General features: G+C 62.1%; 16 protein-coding genes. 15 read left to right on the plus strand and 1 reads right to left on the minus strand.

Annotated features, from left to right (window positions below):
- The first annotated feature begins 28 nt into the window (after window positions 1–28).
- From FXN63_RS10765 to FXN63_RS10830, 14 genes are all read left to right on the plus strand, one after another.
- Window positions 29–1,297 (plus strand): 1-deoxy-D-xylulose-5-phosphate reductoisomerase, encoded by a 1,269-nt coding sequence (locus FXN63_RS10765; RefSeq protein WP_246165099.1) that lies wholly within the window; start codon window positions 29–31, stop codon window positions 1,295–1,297.
- Between the two features lie 13 nt (window positions 1,298–1,310).
- Window positions 1,311–2,648, plus strand: coding sequence for an RIP metalloprotease RseP (gene rseP, locus FXN63_RS10770; RefSeq protein ID WP_148814703.1), 1,338 nt, complete (start codon window positions 1,311–1,313; stop codon window positions 2,646–2,648).
- A gap of 94 nt (window positions 2,649–2,742) precedes the next feature.
- A complete protein-coding gene (gene bamA / locus FXN63_RS10775; RefSeq protein ID WP_425468691.1) occupies window positions 2,743–5,037 on the plus strand; it encodes an outer membrane protein assembly factor BamA in 2,295 nt (764 codons plus the stop codon).
- A 151-nt stretch (window positions 5,038–5,188) separates the two neighbouring features.
- Complete coding sequence (locus FXN63_RS10780) at window positions 5,189–5,737, plus strand: OmpH/Skp family outer membrane protein (protein ID WP_148819179.1); 549 nt, start codon at window positions 5,189–5,191, stop codon at window positions 5,735–5,737.
- Between the two features lie 59 nt (window positions 5,738–5,796).
- Window positions 5,797–6,891 (plus strand): UDP-3-O-(3-hydroxymyristoyl)glucosamine N-acyltransferase, encoded by a 1,095-nt coding sequence (lpxD, locus tag FXN63_RS10785; RefSeq protein ID WP_148814705.1) that lies wholly within the window; start codon window positions 5,797–5,799, stop codon window positions 6,889–6,891.
- A gap of 49 nt (window positions 6,892–6,940) precedes the next feature.
- Complete coding sequence (gene fabZ / locus FXN63_RS10790; protein ID WP_148814707.1) at window positions 6,941–7,387, plus strand: 3-hydroxyacyl-ACP dehydratase FabZ; 447 nt, start codon at window positions 6,941–6,943, stop codon at window positions 7,385–7,387.
- A 73-nt stretch (window positions 7,388–7,460) separates the two neighbouring features.
- Complete coding sequence (gene lpxA, locus FXN63_RS10795; RefSeq protein ID WP_148814709.1) at window positions 7,461–8,249, plus strand: acyl-ACP--UDP-N-acetylglucosamine O-acyltransferase; 789 nt, start codon at window positions 7,461–7,463, stop codon at window positions 8,247–8,249.
- Window positions 8,250–8,309: 60 nt separating this feature from the next.
- The gene (lpxB, locus tag FXN63_RS10800; RefSeq protein ID WP_148819181.1) at window positions 8,310–9,437 is read left to right on the plus strand and encodes a lipid-A-disaccharide synthase; all 1,128 of its coding nucleotides are present in this window, start codon (window positions 8,310–8,312) and stop codon (window positions 9,435–9,437) included.
- A gap of 168 nt (window positions 9,438–9,605) precedes the next feature.
- Entirely contained in the window at window positions 9,606–10,208 is a 603-nt protein-coding gene (rnhB, locus tag FXN63_RS10805; protein WP_148819183.1) for a ribonuclease HII, read from the plus strand.
- Entirely contained in the window at window positions 10,205–10,990 is a 786-nt protein-coding gene (locus FXN63_RS10810) for a TrmH family RNA methyltransferase (RefSeq protein WP_148814711.1), read from the plus strand. Before rnhB ends, FXN63_RS10810 begins: the two co-directional genes overlap by 4 nt.
- Window positions 10,991–11,054: 64 nt before the next feature.
- Window positions 11,055–11,747: a paraquat-inducible protein A gene (locus FXN63_RS10815; RefSeq protein WP_148814714.1), complete on the plus strand. Its 693-nt coding sequence runs from the start codon at window positions 11,055–11,057 to the stop codon at window positions 11,745–11,747.
- Window positions 11,748–11,874: 127 nt separating this feature from the next.
- Window positions 11,875–12,474 carry a paraquat-inducible protein A gene (locus tag FXN63_RS10820; RefSeq protein WP_148819185.1) on the plus strand — a complete coding sequence of 200 codons (600 nt, stop codon included), beginning with the start codon at window positions 11,875–11,877 and terminating at the stop codon, window positions 12,472–12,474.
- Window positions 12,467–14,158, plus strand: a complete 1,692-nt coding sequence (locus tag FXN63_RS10825; protein WP_148814716.1) for a PqiB family protein — start codon at window positions 12,467–12,469, stop codon at window positions 14,156–14,158. Before FXN63_RS10820 ends, FXN63_RS10825 begins: the two co-directional genes overlap by 8 nt.
- Entirely contained in the window at window positions 14,155–14,871 is a 717-nt protein-coding gene (locus FXN63_RS10830; RefSeq protein ID WP_148814718.1) for a PqiC family protein, read from the plus strand. The genes FXN63_RS10825 and FXN63_RS10830 overlap by 4 nt, the downstream gene beginning before the upstream one ends.
- A gap of 104 nt (window positions 14,872–14,975) precedes the next feature.
- On the opposite strand, the gene ppsR is transcribed toward FXN63_RS10830, so the two are convergent.
- Window positions 14,976–15,830: a posphoenolpyruvate synthetase regulatory kinase/phosphorylase PpsR gene (ppsR, locus tag FXN63_RS10835; protein WP_425468694.1), complete on the minus strand. Its 855-nt coding sequence runs from the start codon at window positions 15,828–15,830 to the stop codon at window positions 14,976–14,978.
- A gap of 286 nt (window positions 15,831–16,116) precedes the next feature.
- On the opposite strand from ppsR, the gene ppsA reads away from it, so the two are divergent.
- Window positions 16,117–18,480: a phosphoenolpyruvate synthase gene (gene ppsA, locus FXN63_RS10840; RefSeq protein WP_148814720.1), complete on the plus strand. Its 2,364-nt coding sequence runs from the start codon at window positions 16,117–16,119 to the stop codon at window positions 18,478–18,480.
- Window positions 18,481–18,631 lie beyond the last annotated feature (151 nt).

The raw sequence follows: 18,631 nt of genomic DNA on the forward strand, positions 1-18,631 counted from the left end.
CGCTGCCCCCATTTCTATCGAAGGCTTCGTGACGTCAACGCTTTTTCCCCTGCTTGCTGAAGTTCCCGAGGCCGATCAACGGCCACGCCGGGTCACCATCCTGGGTGCAACGGGATCGATTGGTCAGAGCACGCTCGACGTCATCGCTCGTCATCCTGATCGTTTTTGTGCCTATGCGTTGACAGCGTTCAGTCGCATGGACGTACTGGCCACATCTGCTGCTGCGTCCAATGCGGCGGTCGTGGTCGTTCCCGATGATGACGCCAGCGCGCGTTTCGCGCAGCAATGGGCGTCCGTGGGTGCAGGCAAACCCATACCCGAGATTCGCGTCGGTGCACAGGCACTGGCCGATACCGCTGCTGACGCCGAGACTGATGTCGTCATGGCCGCAATCGTAGGTGCGGCAGGACTGCCGGGCGCACTGGCGGCTGCCGCCGCGGGCAAGCGCGTGTTGTTGGCCAACAAGGAAGCACTGGTCGTCGCGGGCGGTCTGTTCATGGAAACCGCGAGGCGCTACGGTGCCGAGCTGCTGCCGATCGACAGCGAGCACAACGCGATCTTCCAGTGCCTGCCGCAGCGCAGCGATGCGCTGGCGGGCGAGGGCGTACCTGCCACCGTCAGGCGACTGATTCTGACCGCCTCTGGTGGGCCGTTCCGTGAACGTGCCATCGACACGCTGCGCGACGTGACGCCCGACGAAGCCTGCGCCCATCCGAACTGGAGTATGGGCCGCAAGATTTCGGTCGATTCGGCCACCATGCTCAACAAGGGCCTGGAAGTCATTGAAGCGCACTGGTTGTTCGGTGTGCCGGCCGACCGCATTTCCGTCCTGATCCACCCGCAAAGCGCGGTGCACTCGATGGTTGAATACGAAGATGGCTCGACACTGGCCCAGCTCGGCCAGCCGGACATGCGCACGCCGATTGCCTACGGCCTGGGCTTCCCGGAGCGTATTGAATCGGGTGTCGGCCTGCTTGATCTGGCCAAGCTCGGGCGATTGGACTTCCAGGAGCCCGATCTGACGCGTTTCCCCGGTCTGCGCCTGGCCTTCGATGCCTTGGCAGCGGGGCAGGGGGCCTGCATTGCGCTCAACGCCGCCAATGAAGTTGCGGTAGATGCCTTCCTGCAAGGCAAGCTCCGTTTCACCGATATTCCTGCAGTAATCGAAGAAGTGCTGGCGCAGGTCGATGCCGTCGACACCGCTGGCACCCCCACGCTTGACGCCTTGCTTGCTGCAGATGCACGCATGCGGGCGCTGGCCGAGCAGTTCGCGGCGCGTCGTCCGCGCACGCCTTGAGCGAGTTCTTCCCATGCTATTGACCCTCGCCGCTTTCGCGCTTGCCCTCGGCATCCTGATCGTCGTCCACGAGATGGGCCATTACCTCGTCGCGCGTGCCTGCGACGTCAAGATTCTGCGTTTCTCCGTCGGTTTCGGTCGTGTGCTGATCAAGCGCACTGACCGCCACGGCACCGAGTGGGCCTTGTCGCTGATCCCGCTTGGCGGCTACGTGAAGATGCTGGACGAACGTGAAGGTTCGGTCAGCGCTGCCGAGCGTCCGCGCGCCTTCAACGCGAAAAGTGTCTGGCAGCGCATCGCCATCGTCGCCGCAGGCCCGATCTTCAACCTGGTACTGGCCGCATTGCTGTACGCGTCGCTGAATCTGGTGGGGGTAGAAGAGCCCGCACCAGTGGTAGGCGCACCCGCAGTAGACAGCATTGCCGCACGCAGCGGCTTGCAAGCCGGCGACCGCATCACCGCCGTGGACGGCAAGCCCGTAACTGCCTGGAGCGAAGTGCGCTGGATGTTGCTGGATCAGGTCACCCATCGTGGCAGCGCGCGTGTATCGGTCACCACTGCTGCAGGTGCCACGGCCGAACGTCAGCTGGACTTCTCGTCGATCAATCTCGATGACATGGAAGGCGATGTGCTGGGCCGTAACGGGCTGAAGTTGGTCGATCCGAAACCGGTCGTGCGGGGCCTGATCGAAGGCGGTGCTGCTGCGACTGCCGGCCTGAAAGCCGGTGATCGCATCGTGGCTGCTGGCGATGTGACGGCGCCTGGTGCCACCCAGTTCATCGAAATCGTACGTGCCCATACCGACAAGCTGCTGACCGTGCAGGTGCTGCGTGACGGTGCCGCCTTGTCCATTCCCGTGCAACCGCAGGTCGTCACCGACCCGGCAACCGGGCAGGCGGCGGGCCGAATCGGCGCGCAGATCGGTGGCGACATCGAGATGGTAACCCTGCGCTACGGTCCCGTTTCCAGCCTGATCAAGGGTGTTCAACGTACCGGCGAAGTGTCCTGGTTCTCGTTGCGGATGCTGGGAAAAATGCTGATCGGTGACGTATCCTGGCGCAACCTGAGCGGCCCGGTAACCATTGCCGACTACGCCGGACAGACCGCGCGGCTGGGGCTTTCGTACTACATCGCCTTCATGGCGCTGGTCAGTGTCAGCCTCGGGGTATTGAATCTCTTGCCCATCCCTGTACTCGACGGTGGGCACCTGCTGTATTATTTCGTCGAAATCGTGCGGGGTAGTCCGCCGCCGGAGCGTTGGGCCGATATCGGGCAGCGCGCCGGGTTCGGCATCCTGGTGGCTCTGATGGCAGTTGCATTGTTCAACGATATCGCACGTTTGCTGACTTAGGACGCTGGCTTGTCCGCCAGTTAGACCAGAGGGGGGACGCCGTCCAGGCGGCGTTCGTGATTTCCCGCTTTACATAGATAACCCAGGATTACGCATGTCTAACCGCGTCCGGCGCCTGCCGCGTCTGCTGTCCGCCCTTTTTGCCATGGCGCTCGCGCCGCTTGCCCACGCTTTCGACCCGTTCGTAGTGCGCGACATCCGTGTCGAGGGCATCCAGCGTACCGAGGCCGGCACGGTATTCGGCTACCTGCCCGTGAAGGTAGGTGAGCGTTTCACCCAGGAACAGGCGACCCAGGCAGTGCGTGCACTGTTCGGTACCGGGTTCTTCCGCGACGTGCGAATCGAAGTCGACAGAGATGTGGTGGTGGTCGTCGTTGATGAACGTCCGGCAATCGCATCCATCGAATTCAACGGCATGACCGAATTCGACACCGCTGGCGTGACGAAGTCGCTGCGCGAAGTCGGTTTCGCCGAAGCGCGCATCTTCGACCGCTCGCTGCTCGAACGCGCAGAGCAGGAGCTGAAGCGCCAATACCTGTCGAAGGGCAAGTATTCGGTCGAAATCGTGTCCACCGTGACCCCGCTGGAACGCAATCGCGTCGGCGTGACCTTCGACGTGTTCGAAGGCGATGTAGCCCGCATCAAGGCCATCAAGATCATTGGTGCCAAGACCTTCCCCGAAGACGATCTGCTGGGCCTGTTCCAGCAGAGCACGCCGGGTTGGATGACCTGGTACACCAAGGCAGACCAGTATTCGCGCCAGAAGCTGCAGGCCGACATCGAAACGCTGCGTTCGTATTACCTGAACCGCGGTTATCTCGAATTCAACGTCGACACCCCGCAGGTCACGATTTCGCCCGATCGCAAGGACATTTTCATCACCTTGTCGATCAGCGAAGGTGAGCCCTATCGCGTCAGCGACGTGAAGATGGGTGGCGACCTGCTGGGTCTGGACGACGACCTGCGTCGCCTGATCACCGTCAAGCCCGGCGAAATGTTCTCGGCCGAAAAGGTCAACGCATCGAGCAAGGCCATCACCGACCAGCTGGGCAACCTGGGTTACGCGTTTGCGAACGTGAACCCGAACCCGGTGCTCAATCGCGAGAAGAAAGAAGCGGAGCTGACGTTCTTCGTCGACCCCAATCGTCGTGTGTATGTGCGTCGCGTGAACATCGGCGGCAACACCCGTACCCGTGACGTGGTGGTGCGTCGTGAAATGCGCCAGTATGAAAGCGCCTGGTACGACGCGCGCAAGATCCAGCTGTCCAAGGAACGTGTGGACCGCCTGGGTTACTTCAACGACATCACGGTTGATACCGCCCCGGTCACCGGCAGCCCCGATCAGGTCGACGTCAACGTCAACGTGACCGAAAAGCCCACCGGCATGATCTCGCTGGGCGCGGGTTTCAGCAGTACCGACAAGCTGGTGCTGTCCGCTGGCCTGAGCCAGGACAACATCTTCGGTAGCGGCACCACCGCAGGTATTGAAGTCAATACGTCCAGTACCAACCGCACGATTTCGTTGAGCCAGACGAATCCGTACTTCACGGCCGATGGCGTCAGCCGTTCGACCAACATCTACTACCGCACGCTTGAACCGCTGACCATCAACGATGGCGATTACCGCATCAAGACGGGCGGCCTGGGCGTCACCTTCGGTGTGCCGTTCTCGGAAACCGACCGCGTGTTCTTCGGCGGTACGGTTGAAACCAACTCGATCGATCTGTTCCAGAACAGCCCGGGCGTCTACGAAGACTACGTGGACACTTTCGGCAAGACGAGCAACGCCTTCATCGGCTCGGTGGGCTGGTCCAACGACCAACGTGACAGCGGCATTGCGCCCACGCGTGGTACCTACAAGCGTGCCAACGCCGAAGCATCGGTGCTGGGCGATCTGCGCTACTACAAGCTGACCTATCAGCACCAGTACTACTGGCCGCTGTCGCGCAGCCTGACGCTGGCCTTGAACGGTCAGGTGGACTACGGCAAGGGTTATAGCGACAAGCCGTATCCGTTGCTGAAGAACATGTACGCCGGTGGTATCGGTTCGGTGCGTGGTTTCGAAGCAGGTTCGCTCGGCCCGCGTGACCGCAAGAACAACGACAGCATCGGTGGTGCCAAGCGCCTGATCGGTAATGCCGAACTGCTGTTGCCGTTCCCCGGTACCCAGCAAGACCGTACGCTGCGCTGGTTCCTGTTCGCTGACGTCGGTCAGGTCTACGGCGATAGCCAGAACATCGACTTCGGTTCGCTGCGTTATTCGACCGGTGTCGGCCTGAGCTGGCAGTCTCCGATCGGTCCGCTGAAGGTCTCGATCGGCCAGGCGCTGAACGCGAAGGAAGGCGACAAGAAAGCAGCCTTCCAATTCCAGATCGGTACCGGTTTCTAAGCTGCGGTTGGCGGTAAACTCCACGTTACCGCCATCGCAACCGATTGCTACAGCCACTTACGGTTGACGTTCCCCATTTTGGGCACGCGTCAACAGGAAATGGCAAAATAACAAATTAATTTTTGAAGCCAGAGAGAAATACATGATCCGCATGCTTCTGTCGTCCGCCAGCACTCTGGCCCCGAGCGCTGCCAAGGCCTCCGTCCGAGTGCTCGCCGGTGTCGTTCTGGCTGGGGCCGCTGTCAGCGGTGCTCATGCACAGAACGCTAAGATCGGGTTCGTCAATACCGACCGCATTTTCCGCGACGCTGCACCTGCCAAGGCTGCACAAGCGAAAATCGAAGGCGACTTCAAAAAGCGCGATGCCGAGCTGCAAGATATCGCTGCTCGCCTGCGCACCTCGTCCGAGCGTCTGGACAAGGACTCGGCTGTCCTGTCGGAAACCGACCGTGTTCGTCGTCAGCGCGAGCTGAGCGACCTGGACAAGGACTTCCAGCGCAAGCGTCGTGAGTTCCAGGAAGACCTGAACCAGCGCCGCAACGAAGAATTGGCTACGGTTCTGGATCGCGCCAACCGCGTGATCAAGCAGATCGCCGAGCAAGAAGGCTACGACCTGGTGCTGCAAGAAGCCGTCGTCGTGAGCCCGCGTGTTGATATCACCGAGAAAGTGATCAACGCGCTGAACAACGGCGCCAAGTAAGTCAGTACCAAGCGTTGGTCCGGTGTGGCCTGGCGCCATACCGGATAGATGCCGATCGCATGCCCATACTTCTCGCTCCCGATCAGGCACCGACGCTTGATGAATTGCTCGCAGCCGCTGACACCAGCGGCCTGACGTGGCAAATCGAGTCCAGCGCCGATGTCTTGCCTCGCATCGCCGGCCTCGGCACGCTTGCTGGTGCCGGCGCGAGTGAACTCGCGTTCCTCGCCAATCCCCGCTACCAGTCTCAGCTCGAATCCAGCCAGGCCTCGGCGATCATTGTCGCGCCCGATGTCGCTGCATCGCACCGCGCGGCACTTGCTGCGGCCGGTGTGGCGGGCTGCCCGCTGGTGGTATGCAGCGAGCCCTACCTGCTGTATGCGCGCATTGCACAGTGGTTTGATCGCGCCATGCGCGGCCAGCTGCCGCGCGATGTGCATCGCACAGCGGTGGTGGGTGACGTCTCGCTGGGTAACGGCGTGTCGGTCGGGCCTTTGGCCGTGATCGAAGACGGTGCCATCATCGGTGACGATGTGGTCATCGGGGCCGGCTGCTTTATCGCGGCAGGTTCTCGCATCGGTGCGGGCAGTTTCCTGCATCCGCGCGTAAGCCTGTATCGCGGCGTCACCATGGGTGAACGCACGCTGATCCAGAGCGGCGCGGTAATCGGCGGAGACGGATTCGGATTTGCGCCCGATAAACGCAACCCGCGCGGTCTGTGGAGCAAAATTCCGCAGTTTGGCGGGGTGTCGATCGGAAACGATGTTGAAATCGGTGCCAATACGACCATCGATCGGGGTGCGTTGGAAGACACACGCATCGGCGATGGCGTGAAGCTCGATAATCAGATTCAGATCGGCCACAACACCCAGATCGGGGCGCATACCGCCATGGCCGGATGCGTGGGGGTGGCCGGTTCTGCAATCATTGGTGAACGATGCACCTTCGGCGGAAGCGCGATGGTGCTGGGGCATCTGACGATCGTGGACGATGTCCACATTTCAGCGGCCAGTCTGGTCATGTCAAGCATCGACAAACCTGGCCGCTACACCGCGGCGTTCCCGCTCGCGGAGCATCGCGACTGGGAAAAAAACGCCGCAGTACTGCGACAACTGGCGCGTCTGCGCCGGCGTATTCAGGCACTCGAAGAATAAAATCGTGCCGGTGGCATTGCCGCCGGTCATCCAAGCTCACGGAACTGCCATGGATATCAAGAAAATCCTCGAACACCTCCCGCATCGTTATCCGATGCTGCTGGTCGATCGAGTGCTGGAAATGGAGTCGGGTAAGTCGATCACCGCACTGAAAAACGTGACGATCAACGAACCGTTCTTCCAAGGTCATTTCCCCCATCACCCGGTGATGCCTGGCGTGCTGATCCTGGAAGCGCTGGCCCAGACCGCGGCCATCCTGTCGTTCACGTCCGCCAGCGAAACCGCCAACAGCAACGCCGTGTATTACCTCGTCGGCATTGACGGCGCGCGTTTCAAGCGTCCGGTGGTGCCGGGCGATCAGTTGATCCTGAAGATCGATGTGCTGCGCATCACGCGCGGCATCTGGAAGTATTCCGGCAAGGCGCTCGTCGACGATCAGGTCGTTGCACAAGCCGAGATCATGTGCACCATGCGTCATATCTCCGACGACGAGTGAGCGACATCTTTTGCTGCCGCCTGGCCGGTCTTCGGACGCGGGTCGGGCGGCTGTCTTACCAGGAGGCGCGCGCATGACGCGGATTCACCCCACCGCCATCGTCGATCCTGCTGCACAGCTCGACAGCAGTGTGACCGTTGGTGCCTATACGCTGATCGGTCCCAATGTGCGCATCGATGCGGGTACCACCATCGGGCCGCATTGCGTATTCGACGGCCACACCACGATCGGTCGCGATAATCAATTCTTCCAGTTCAGCTCGATCGGTGCAGTTCCGCAAGACAAGAAATACCGGAACGAACCCACGCAGCTGATCATCGGTGATCGCAACGTCATTCGTGAGTTCGCGACTTTCCACGTCGGCACGGCGCAAGATGACGGCATAACGCGCCTGGGTGACGACAACTGGATCATGTCGTACGTGCACCTTGCGCACGATTGCAAGGTCGGCAACAACACGATCTTCGCGAACAACGCAGCCTTGGCTGGCCACGTGAAAGTGGGCGACTACGTGATCCTCGGTGGCTTCACCACCGTGCACCAGTTCGTGCAGATCGGCGCGCACGCCATGACTGCCATGGCGTCGGCCTTGCTGCAGGACCTGCCGCCCTACGTCACGGTCGCTGGAAACGTTGCACGCCCCTATGGCATCAACGTGGAAGGGCTGAAGCGTCGGGGTTTCTCGTCCGAGGAAATCGCTGCATTGCGCGCCGCCTTCAAGCACCTGTACCGCGAAGGCCATAGCCTGGCCGACGCGCGCGCTGCGATCATCGAACGCCAAGCCACGCAGCCAGCGGCTGCCGGTGTCTTGCAGACCATGCTGGACTTCCTCGATTCCGCATCGCGCGGCATCGTGCGCTGACTTGCGTTGACCAGATTGACGACTTCATCCGACAAGGCTGCTGACGACACTGCAATCGGCATGGTCGCTGGAGAACCCTCCGGCGATCTGCTGGCGGCCGCCGTCATCAGTGGTCTGCGTGAGCAGGCCGGTAATCTTCCGATTGCTGGCATCGGTGGGCCGCGCATGGAAGCGCAGGGCTTCGATACCTGGTATCCGATGAGCAAGCTCGCGGTGTTCGGTTATGTCGAAGCACTGCGGCACTACCGTGAAATCGTCGGCATCCGCAATGCGGCACGTGACCGCTGGCTGGCATCGCCGCCATCGGTGTTCGTTGGCGTCGATGCACCCGACTTCAATTTCGGCCTGGAAGAATCGCTGCGCACGCAGGGCATTCCCACGGTGCATTTCGTCAGTCCGTCGATATGGGCATGGCGCGGCGAGCGCATCCACAAGATCAAGCGTGCGGTATCGCACATGCTGGTCATGCTGCCTTTCGAAGAAAAGATCTACCAGGACGCCGGTATCCCGGTCACTTATGTTGGCCATCCGCTGGCCAGCACGATTCCCCGTGATCCCGATCGTGCGGCCGCGCGCGCACGACTTGGCCTGAGCGATTCCGACCGCGTACTGGCCTTGATGCCAGGTAGCCGACGTGGCGAGTTGCGCCACCTTGTGCCGCGTTTCCTGGAAGCGGCCCGCTTGCTGCGCCAGCGCGATCCGGCACTGAAGGTGCTGGTGCCGATGGTCAACGCCGAGCGCCAGGCGCAATTCGACGCGTTGGCCGCTACCTTGCCGCAACGTGTTGACGTGCAATGTGTAGCAGGCGGCACGCACGATATTCTGGCGGCCTGCGACGCTGCCTTGGTGGCAAGCGGTACCGCCACGCTGGAAACCGCTTTGTTCAAGCGGCCCATGGTGATCGCCTACGCGGTCAGTCGCCTGAGCTGGTGGTTGATGAAGAACAAGGGTTATCTGCCTTGGTATGGCTTGCCGAACGTACTGGCCAACCAATTCGTGGTGCCCGAATTGATGCAGGATGCCGCCACGCCGCAGGCACTGGCAGAGCAGACCTGGCGTGCCCTGACCGACGATGCACAGGCAGAATCGCTGCGCCAGCGCTTCACCATCATGCACGACGACCTGCGTCGCGACACTGCCGTGCTGGCCGCGCAGGCAATTCTCGCCACTGCGCAGGCGAAGGCATAGCATAAACACCTCGACGGCTTTGCTCGCGGCCCTGGTGGCTGCGGCAGCCGTTCTGGACGTATCGACATGACCAAGCTCAAAACCCCTGGCCGGCGGGCGGCAAAGCCCGTTGCAGCGCCTCAGCAATTGCTGGATTGGAATACGACCGCCGACGGCGATGCCATTGCGATGATCATTGCCGGTGTCGACGAGGCCGGTCGTGGCCCGCTGGCCGGGCCTGTGTACGCTGCGGCAGTGATCCTCGATATCTCCCGCCCGATTGCTGGCCTGGCCGATTCCAAGATCCTGTCCGAGCCGATGCGTGATGCGCTCGCGCTCGAAATCCGCGAACGCGCGCTGGCCTGGTCGATTGCCAGCGCAAGCGTCGAAGAAATCGACGAGATCAACATCTTGCAGGCAACCATGCTGGCCATGGAACGCGCCGTGGTTGGCTTGTCGACCTTGCCCGACTTGGTGCGCGTAGACGGCAACCGACTGCCGCGTCTGTCCTGCCGGGGCGAAGCTATCGTGAAGGGCGACGCCACGGTGCCCGCCATTTCTGCGGCATCGATTCTTGCCAAGACCGCGCGTGATGCCGATCTGCGGCTGCTGCACGAAGCCTATCCCGCCTATGGGTTCGATCAGCACAAGGGATACGGCACTGCCTTGCATCTGAGCCAGCTTGCGTCCCTGGGGCCATGCCCGGCCCACCGTCGCAGCTTTGCGCCCGTGCGCAATGCTTTGAGTGTGGCGATTGGCACCACAATCAGTCTTTCTCCGAGCGCGACATGAAACACATTGCATCGCGCGACAACGCCGAATTCAAGGCTTTGCGACGCCTGGTCGAACAGGCTGGCGCACGCCGAAAGGCCGGTGCCGCCGTGCTGGAGGGCGTGCACCTGTGCCAGACCTGGTTGGCCGTCAATGGTCCCCCAGAGCAAGCAATTGTGGACGCCCGGCGTGCCGACCGGCCAGAGATCGCGGCACTGTTGGCAGCACTGCCCGACGCCTGCATTCGCGTGCTCGATGCCGGCTTGATCGACGCGCTGGAAAGCGTACCGGCAGGGCAGGGCATCTTGTTCGTCGTGCCCACGCCAGCGCCCGCGCTGCCTTCGGGAATCGGTGAAAACTGCGTGTTGCTCGACCGTATCCAGGACCCGGGAAATGTGGGGTCCATCCTGCGTTCCTGTGCTGCGGCGGGCATCCGTCGGGTGTTCCTTTCGGAAGACACGGCGCATGCCTGGTCACCCAAGGTCTTGCGTTCCGGCCAGGGCGCGCACTTCTCGCTCACCATCCACGAAAACGTCGATTTGCTGGCCTTGGGCGACCGCCTGGAAGTGCCGATGATTGCCACCGCGCTGGACAACGCCGACAGCCTTCACTCGGTCTTAATGCCCGCTGCGGTAGCCTGGGTCTTTGGTAATGAAGGACAAGGCGTTCACCCAGCGTTACAAAGCCGGGCCATGCGTCGCGTGTACATTCCTCAGGAGGCTGCGGCCGAGTCGCTCAACGTGGCCGCCGCAGCTGCGGTCTGCCTGTTCGAGCAGCGCCGCCAGCACTTGTTCGCGCGCTGACGCGTGCATTTTTGCAGGCGGCCTGATCGGGCGGGTGTGTTCTTACCCCGACGATCTCGCTTGAATGCCTATTTCCCCCACGCATGACTCCGCCGCAGCCGTGGCGCGCCAGCACGACGAGCATGTGTTGGAAGCGCCGCCGCATACTGTGCAAACCCTTGTCGCCTGCCACGAGTGCGACGAGCTTCAGTATTTGAGTCCGCTGGCGCGTTGCGAGGTCGCGCATTGCATTCGTTGCGGGGCAACGATTGCCGAGGGTGAGCGCTGGCGTCCCGAGCCCTTCGCGGCGTTTGTGCTCACCACGCTGATCGTATTCCTGATCGCCAACGCCTTCCCCATCGTCAGCCTGCAGGTGCAGGGGTCCGAGACTCAGACCACCTTGTTCGGTGCGGTCTACACGCTTTACGACCAGCATCAGGACTTCATCGCTTTGCTGGTGCTCGCCACCACCATCGCCTTCCCGATGCTGGAACTGGCATTGATGTTCGGCGTGCTGCTGACGCTGCGCCGCTTTTACGCCACGCGCTGGTTCAGGCTGTCGCTGCGTCTGATCCAGGCGATACGCCCGTGGAAGATGATCGAGGTGTTCATGATCGGCGTGCTGGTGACCCTGGTGAAGCTGTGGTCGATTGCCACCATCATCCCCGGCGTGGCGCTGTGGGCGTTTGCATTGCTGACCTTCATGCTGGGCGGCGTGGCAATGTTTGATCCCGCACAGCTTTGGCGTCGCGTGCCGCTCGCGGACGAAGCCACATGAAGCACGACGCCGCATGAAGTTCTCTTTGTTCCGCCGCCGTCGGGCATCCGACAAAAAGGCACCGCCAGCCGCATTGGCAACCATTGCCGACGACGCGCCCTTGGCTGCCTCGGCCGCCAGCCACGGCATGACGGGCTGCCACGTATGCGGCCTGGTGCAACGTGTCACGCCAGGGCAGGCCGCAACCTGCCCGCGTTGTGAAGCTCGTGTCCACATGCGCAAGCCCGACAGTCTGTCGCGCAGCTGGGCCTTGTTGCTGGCCGCCTACGTCTTGTATATCCCCGCGAATCTGCTGCCGATGATGGTCACGTCCACCATCTTCGGTGTGCAGCAGGACACCATCATGAGCGGCGTGGTGCTGTTCTGGACCTCTGGTTCCTGGATGCTGGCGGTCATCGTATTCACGGCCAGCATTCTGGTGCCTTTGCTCAAGCTCTTTGCCATGACCTACCTGCTGCTGACAGTTGGCCGTCGGTCGGCGGCCGAACCGGAATCCCGCACCCGGCTGTACCGGATCGTTGAACTCATCGGCCGCTGGTCCATGCTGGACGTGTTTGTCGTGGCCCTGGTGGTTGCCCTCGTTCAGATCCGCTCCCTTGCAACCATCACGGCGGGGGCGGGCACCACCGCCTTCGGCGCGGTGGTTGTGTTGACCCTGCTTGCCTCACGTTGTTTCGACTCCCGATTGATCTGGGATCACGCCCGCCAAGAGAACTCCCATGACTGACCCCGGTCCGATCCGTCCCGCTTCCGATCCCGCTCCCGATCCGGTTTCCAAGCCCGCGCCCGACGTGCCCCAGGCGCGTCGTGTGACGCCCCATCGACGCATTCCCTCGCTGATCTGGCTGGTGCCCATCCTGGCCGCCGTGATCGGCCTGTCGCTGTTCATCAAGTCAGTGACCGATCGCGGGCCCGAGATCACCATCAGCTTCCTGAAGGCCGAAGGTCTGGAAGCAGGCAAGACCAAGATCAAATACAAGGACGTGGACATCGGCAACGTCACCAGCGTGCGCCTGTCCGCCGACAAGTCGAAAGCGCTGGCCGTGGTGCGCCTGAACAAGGATGCATCCAGCTTTGCCGTGCAAGGCAGCCGCTTCTGGATCGTGCGTCCACGCGTGGGTGCGGGCGGCGTAAGCGGGTTGGGCACGCTGCTGTCGGGAGCCTATCTGGGTGTGGATGCCGGCAAGTCGCAGGAAGCGGCTGACGAGTTCACCGGCTTGGAAGTGCCGCCCCCGATCACGACCGATGTTCCGGGTAAACAATTCGTGCTGCAAAGCGCGGAATTGGGTTCGCTGGATATCGGTTCGCCGATCTACTACCGTCGTCTGCCGGTGGGGCAGGTGATCGGCTTCGGTCTGGACAAGACCGGCCACGGCATCGAGGTGCTGGCTTTCGTCAACGCCCCCTACGATCGCTACGTGACCCAGGACACCCGTTTCTGGCATGCCAGCGGCCTGCAGATCGACCTGACGGCGTCTGGCCTGAGTGTGGATGCGCAATCGGTTGCCAGCGTGCTGGCAGGTGGCATTGCCTTCCAGGAACCACCGGGTACCCAGCTGGGTGAGCCGGTCGCCGAAGAAACCGAATTCACCCTCGCCGAAAATCAGGCCGAGGCAATGAAAAACGATGCCAGCGCCATTACCGCGCTGACCTTCTACAACCAGTCTCTACGCGGCCTGTCCGTGGGGGCGCCGGTGGACTTCCGTGGCGTAGTGGTGGGCGAGGTGGTGTCGGTCGACATCCAGTTCGACCGCGAAAAGAAAACCTTCGTGCAGCCCGTCACCTTGCGCATCTACCCCGAGCGTTTCTTCAAGAGCGCGGCGCGTGACAGCCAGGCCATTCTGGCCGGCATGGTTGAACGAGGCTTCCGCGCACAGCTGCGTCAGTCCAGCCTGCTGACCGGTCAGTTGTACGTGGCGGTGGACTTCTTCCCGAAGGCACCGGCAGCCAAACTGGCTGTTGCCGACAAGACCGTCACCTTGCCGACCATGCCTGGCGGGCTGGATGAGCTGCAGGCCGCCGTGGAAGAGATCATCGGCAAGGTTCGCAAGATTCCGTTCGACACCATCGGCCGCAACGTCGACAAGACCCTGGTCACCGCAGACAAGACACTGACCACGATCAACACGCAGACATTGGTGGAGATCAACAAGACGCTGGCACAGGCCCGTGACGCCATCGCGCGTGTCGACAAGGAATTGACGCCCGAGGCACGGGGTGTGCTTGCCGAAGCTCGCCGCACGCTGCAATCGGCCAGCACGACCTTGTCGCCGGACGCCCCGCTGCAAGCCGACGTGCGCGATACCTTGCAGGAACTGTCACGCACTGCGCGCTCGCTGCGCAACGTTGCCGATTATCTTGAACGCCATCCCGAAGCCTTGCTGCGCGGGAAACCTGGAGAAGTGCCATGAAGTCAGTCGCCCCCTTGACCATCCGCAATGCAGAGTACGTCGTGGGCGACGCAGACAGGGGCGTCAATGCCGCCCCGCGTGCGGGTGGTCTGCGGCGCGCAGGCGCAGTGGGCCTGGCTGCGCTTGCCGCCCTGGTCATCGCCGGATGCGCAAGCTCGCCCAAGTCCAGCTTCTACACCTTGAGCGGCGACGCACCGCCCGCACCAATCGGCGCACCGCGTTATTCCGTGGCCGTCATGGTGGCATCGATTCCTGACAGCATCGACCGACCGCAAGTCGTGCTGCGCACCGGCAACGGCCGGGTCGAGATCCGGGAAGAACAGCGCTGGGCGGGTTCCTTGAAGGATGACATCGGCCAGACCTTTGCCGATGACTTGGCGCGTGCCTTGCCCGATGCATCGGTGTACACGCAGAACCGCGCTGGCGCAGGGTCTGACCCGACCTACCGCCTGGCAATCGGCGTGCAACGCTTTGACTCGGTCCTGGGCCAGCGGGTTGACGTGGATCTGCAATGGACCCTGACCGAGAAAGGCCAGGCGCGTCTGCAATGCCGTCAGGCAGCGAGCGTGCGGGTGGCGGCTGCAACCGACGAAGTGGAGGCCCTGGTGGCCGCCCATCGTCAGGCCATCGAACAGGTTGCCGAACGTGCCGCTGCCGCCATCGTGGACGTGCGCACTGCGCCCGCAGGGATGACGGGTCTGTGCGCCAGTTGACCGCGTTCTGACTGCGGTTCTTGTTGGCAAAACGCCTCGCAATGCGAGGCGTTTTGTTTGAAGCTTATCAGGTCGATGCCACCAGTTGGCCCGACCCTGCCGGTTCAATAACCCCGACGATCCAATCCGATTTCCTGCAACACCGTCGTCGCAATCTCTTCAATCGACTTGGTAGTGGTCGACAGCGAGCGGATGCCTTCCACGCGCATCATGCGTTCCGCCTCGGCAACCTCGTAGCGGCACTGGGCCAGCGTTGCGTACTTGCTGTCCGGGCGGCGCTCGTGACGCACTTCGGCCAGGCGTTCCGGCTGGATCGACAGGCCAAACAGCTTGCTGCGGAAGGCCAGCAGGCCAGAGGGCAGGGCACCGCGCTCGAAATCGTCCGGAATCAGCGGATAGTTGGCAGCCTTGACCGCATATTGCATCGCCAGATACAGGCTGGTTGGCGTCTTGCCGCAGCGCGACACCCCCACCAGAATCACATCGGCCCGTTCCAGGCCGCGCACCAGTTGGCCGTCGTCATGCGCCAGGCTGAAGTTGATCGCCTCGATACGATTCTTGTAATTTTCCACGTTCGACATGGTGTGCGAACGGCCGATCGAATGGCTGGAACGCAAGCCGAGTTCTTGCTCGATCGGTTCAACGAAGGTCTGGAACAAGTCCAGGAACAGCCCGTTGGCCTGACGCACGCGGGTGTTCATCTCCGGGTTCACCAGCGTGCTGAACACGATGGGGCGCGTGCCTTCCGACGCAAAACTCTGGTCGATACGGGCAGCCGCCGCTGCGGCTTTGTCAACGGAATCGATGAAAGGGATGCGAATCTGGCGAAAACGCGCCGTATCGAACTGCGACAGGACAGAATTGCTGAAAGTCTCTGCCGTAATGCCGGTACCGTCGGATACGATGAAGACGGTGCGTTCCGGCAGGGGGGCAGCGGCGATTGGCGTGGGGTCGGACATGGTTTCTCACAAAGATCAGGGCCAGGATCACACCGCTGGACCGCTGGGACGCGGAAAGGAGCTCTGCCTGTCTTCGCGCCTCGTAATACAATCGGGAGCGCTCAAGACACGAGAAGACGTTATTGGTAAGTTTGAACGGAAGTCTGGATGCCTGGAAGCCCGAAAAGCGGGAAAATCCAGCGTCCGAAAATTCCATCGTTCCAAGGCAGGTTTGGCCAGCGTACCCGTACAAGCGGCAGGCGCGTTGGCCAAACATGCTTTCATACCATTGTAATAGGTGACTTTAATGTCTTATGTCGTGCCTTTCGAGCAGCTTCGGGCAACCGATGTCGACACCGTTGGCGGCAAGAACTCGTCTTTGGGCGAGATGATCAGCCAGCTGGCTGGCGCAGGCGTTCGCGTGCCGGGCGGCTTCGCCACCACCGCACAAGCCTTCCGCGATTTCCTGTCCGCCTCTGGCCTGGATCGCAAGATCCGTGACCGCCTTGAAACCCTGAACCCCGAAGACGTGCGCGCGCTGGCCGAAACCGGCGGCGAGATCCGCCAGTGGATCATTGACGCCCCGTTCCCGGAACAATTCGAGCGCGAAGTGCGTGAAGCCTTCGCCAAGCTCGACGCCGACGGCCTGGGTTCGTTTGCCGTGCGCTCTTCGGCTACCGCCGAAGACTTGCCCGACGCCTCGTTCGCCGGTCAACAGGAAACCTTCCTGAACGTGGTCGGCATCGACGATGTTTTCGAAAAGATCCGCCACGTTTTCGCCTCGCTGTACAACGACCGCGCCATCTCGTACCGCGTCCACAAGGGCTACGCGCACGCTGACGTCGCCTTGTCGGCCGGCATTCAGCGCATGGTGCGTTCCGACACCGGCGCAGCTGGTGTGGTCTTCACGCTGGACACCGAATCGGGCTTCCGCGACGTGGTGTTCATCACCTCGTCCTACGGCCTGGGCGAAACCGTGGTTCAGGGTGCCGTGAACCCCGACGAGTTCTACGTCTACAAGGGCACGCTGGAATCCGGCCACTATCCCATCGTCAGCCGTCGTATCGGCTCGAAGATGATCAAGATGGAATTCGATCCGGAACGCCCGGGCGGCCGCGCTGTGCGCACTGTCGACGTGGCCCCGGAACTGCGCAACCGTTTCTCGCTCGACGACGCCGATGTGATCGAACTGGCCCGCTACGCGGTCATCATCGAAAAGCACTACGGCCGTCCGATGGACATCGAGTGGGGCCGTGACGGCGCCGACGGCAAGATCTACATCCTGCAAGCTCGCCCGGAAACCGTGAAGTCGCAGCAGACCGGCGCAGAAGTGCAGCAGCGCTATCGCCTGAAGGCCACCGGCAACGTGCTGATCACCGGCCGTGCAATCGGCCAGAAGATCGGTTCCGGCCCGGTTCGCCTGGTCGGCGACGTGTCCGACATGGACCAGGTTCAGCCCGGCGACGTGCTGGTCACCGACATGACCGACCCGAACTGGGAACCGGTCATGAAGCGTGCCTCGGCCATCGTCACCAACCGTGGCGGCCGTACCTGCCACGCGGCCATCATCGCGCGTGAACTGGGCATCCCGGCTGTCGTGGGTTGCGGTGACGCCACCGACGTGCTGAAAGACGGCGCGCTGGTGACCGTGTCTTGCGCCGAAGGCGACGAAGGCCGCATCTATGACGGCCTGATCGAGACCGAAGTCGAAGAAGTGCGTCGTGGCGACATGCCGCCGATCGGCATCAAGGTCATGATGAACGTGGGCAACCCGCAACTGGCCTACGACTTCGCACAGATCCCGAATCACGGTGTGGGTCTGGCCCGCCTGGAATTCATCATCAACAACAACATCGGCATCCACCCGAAGGCAATCCTGGACTATCCGGGCGTCGACGGCGAGCTGAAGAAGGCGGTTGAATCGGTTGCCCGCGGCTACGCCAGCCCGCGCGCGTTCTTCGTGGACAAGCTGGCCGAAGGTATTTCGACCATTGCTGCGGCGTTCTTCCCGAAGACCGTGATCGTGCGCCTGTCGGACTTCAAGTCCAACGAGTACCGCAAGCTGATCGGTGGTTCGCGTTACGAGCCGGAAGAAGAAAATCCCATGCTGGGCTTCCGTGGCGCTGCGCGCTACATCTCGGAAGACTTCGCAGAATGCTTCCGCATGGAATGCGAAGCGCTCAAGCGTGTGCGCAACGACATGGGCCTGACCAACGTCGAGATCATGGTGCCGTTCGTGCGCACCCTGAAGCAGGCTGAGAAGGTCATTGAACTGCTGGCCGAAAACGGCCTGCGTCGCGGTGAAAACGGCCTGCGCGTCATCATGATGTGCGAAGTCCCGTCGAACGCCGTGTTGGCCGAGCAGTTCCTGGCTTACTTCGATGGTTTCTCGATCGGTTCGAACGATCTGACGCAGCTGACGCTGGGCCTGGACCGCGATTCCGGTATGGAAATCCTGGCTGCCGACTTCGACGAGCGTGATCCTGCGGTGCAGGCGCTGTTGAAGCGTGCGATCTCGGCTTGCCTGGAAGCGGGCAAGTATGTGGGCATCTGCGGCCAAGGCCCCAGCGACCATCCCGACCTGGCAAGGTGGCTGTTGGACGAAGGCATCCTGTCGATGTCGCTGAATCCGGACACGGTGGTGGATACCTGGAAGAAGCTGGCTGAGTAAGCAGTTTCCGGGGCGGCGTCATGATGACGCTGCCCGAATGGCAAGACTCAAGGCCCTCCGTCTGTTGGAGGGCCTTTTGTTTTGTTGCGCTGACAGCGGGGGGTTGAAAGCGGGGTGGCGAAGTCCTGCGTTCAAGGTGCTTCTTATGCGC

This window comes from Pigmentiphaga aceris, assembly GCF_008119665.1.
Taxonomy (GTDB): Bacteria; Pseudomonadota; Gammaproteobacteria; order Burkholderiales; family Burkholderiaceae_B; genus Pigmentiphaga; species Pigmentiphaga aceris.

Coding starts and splice junctions, on each gene's coding strand:
- FXN63_RS10820 (WP_148819185.1), top strand. CDS start 11,875: ATGACGGGCTGCCACGTATGCGGCCTGGTGCAACGTGTCACGCCAGGG.
- lpxA (WP_148814709.1), top strand. CDS start 7,461: ATGACGCGGATTCACCCCACCGCCATCGTCGATCCTGCTGCACAGCTC.
- fabZ (WP_148814707.1), top strand. CDS start 6,941: ATGGATATCAAGAAAATCCTCGAACACCTCCCGCATCGTTATCCGATG.
- lpxD (WP_148814705.1), top strand. CDS start 5,797: ATGCCCATACTTCTCGCTCCCGATCAGGCACCGACGCTTGATGAATTG.
- FXN63_RS10825 (WP_148814716.1), top strand. CDS start 12,467: ATGACTGACCCCGGTCCGATCCGTCCCGCTTCCGATCCCGCTCCCGAT.
- FXN63_RS10830 (WP_148814718.1), top strand. CDS start 14,155: ATGAAGTCAGTCGCCCCCTTGACCATCCGCAATGCAGAGTACGTCGTG.
- lpxB (WP_148819181.1), top strand. CDS start 8,310: ATGGTCGCTGGAGAACCCTCCGGCGATCTGCTGGCGGCCGCCGTCATC.
- ppsR (WP_425468694.1), bottom strand. CDS start 15,830: ATGTCCGACCCCACGCCAATCGCCGCTGCCCCCCTGCCGGAACGCACC.
- FXN63_RS10780 (WP_148819179.1), top strand. CDS start 5,189: ATGCTTCTGTCGTCCGCCAGCACTCTGGCCCCGAGCGCTGCCAAGGCC.
- ppsA (WP_148814720.1), top strand. CDS start 16,117: ATGTCTTATGTCGTGCCTTTCGAGCAGCTTCGGGCAACCGATGTCGAC.
- FXN63_RS10815 (WP_148814714.1), top strand. CDS start 11,055: ATGCCTATTTCCCCCACGCATGACTCCGCCGCAGCCGTGGCGCGCCAG.
- bamA (WP_425468691.1), top strand. CDS start 2,743: ATGTCTAACCGCGTCCGGCGCCTGCCGCGTCTGCTGTCCGCCCTTTTT.
- FXN63_RS10810 (WP_148814711.1), top strand. CDS start 10,205: ATGAAACACATTGCATCGCGCGACAACGCCGAATTCAAGGCTTTGCGA.
- rseP (WP_148814703.1), top strand. CDS start 1,311: ATGCTATTGACCCTCGCCGCTTTCGCGCTTGCCCTCGGCATCCTGATC.
- rnhB (WP_148819183.1), top strand. CDS start 9,606: ATGATCATTGCCGGTGTCGACGAGGCCGGTCGTGGCCCGCTGGCCGGG.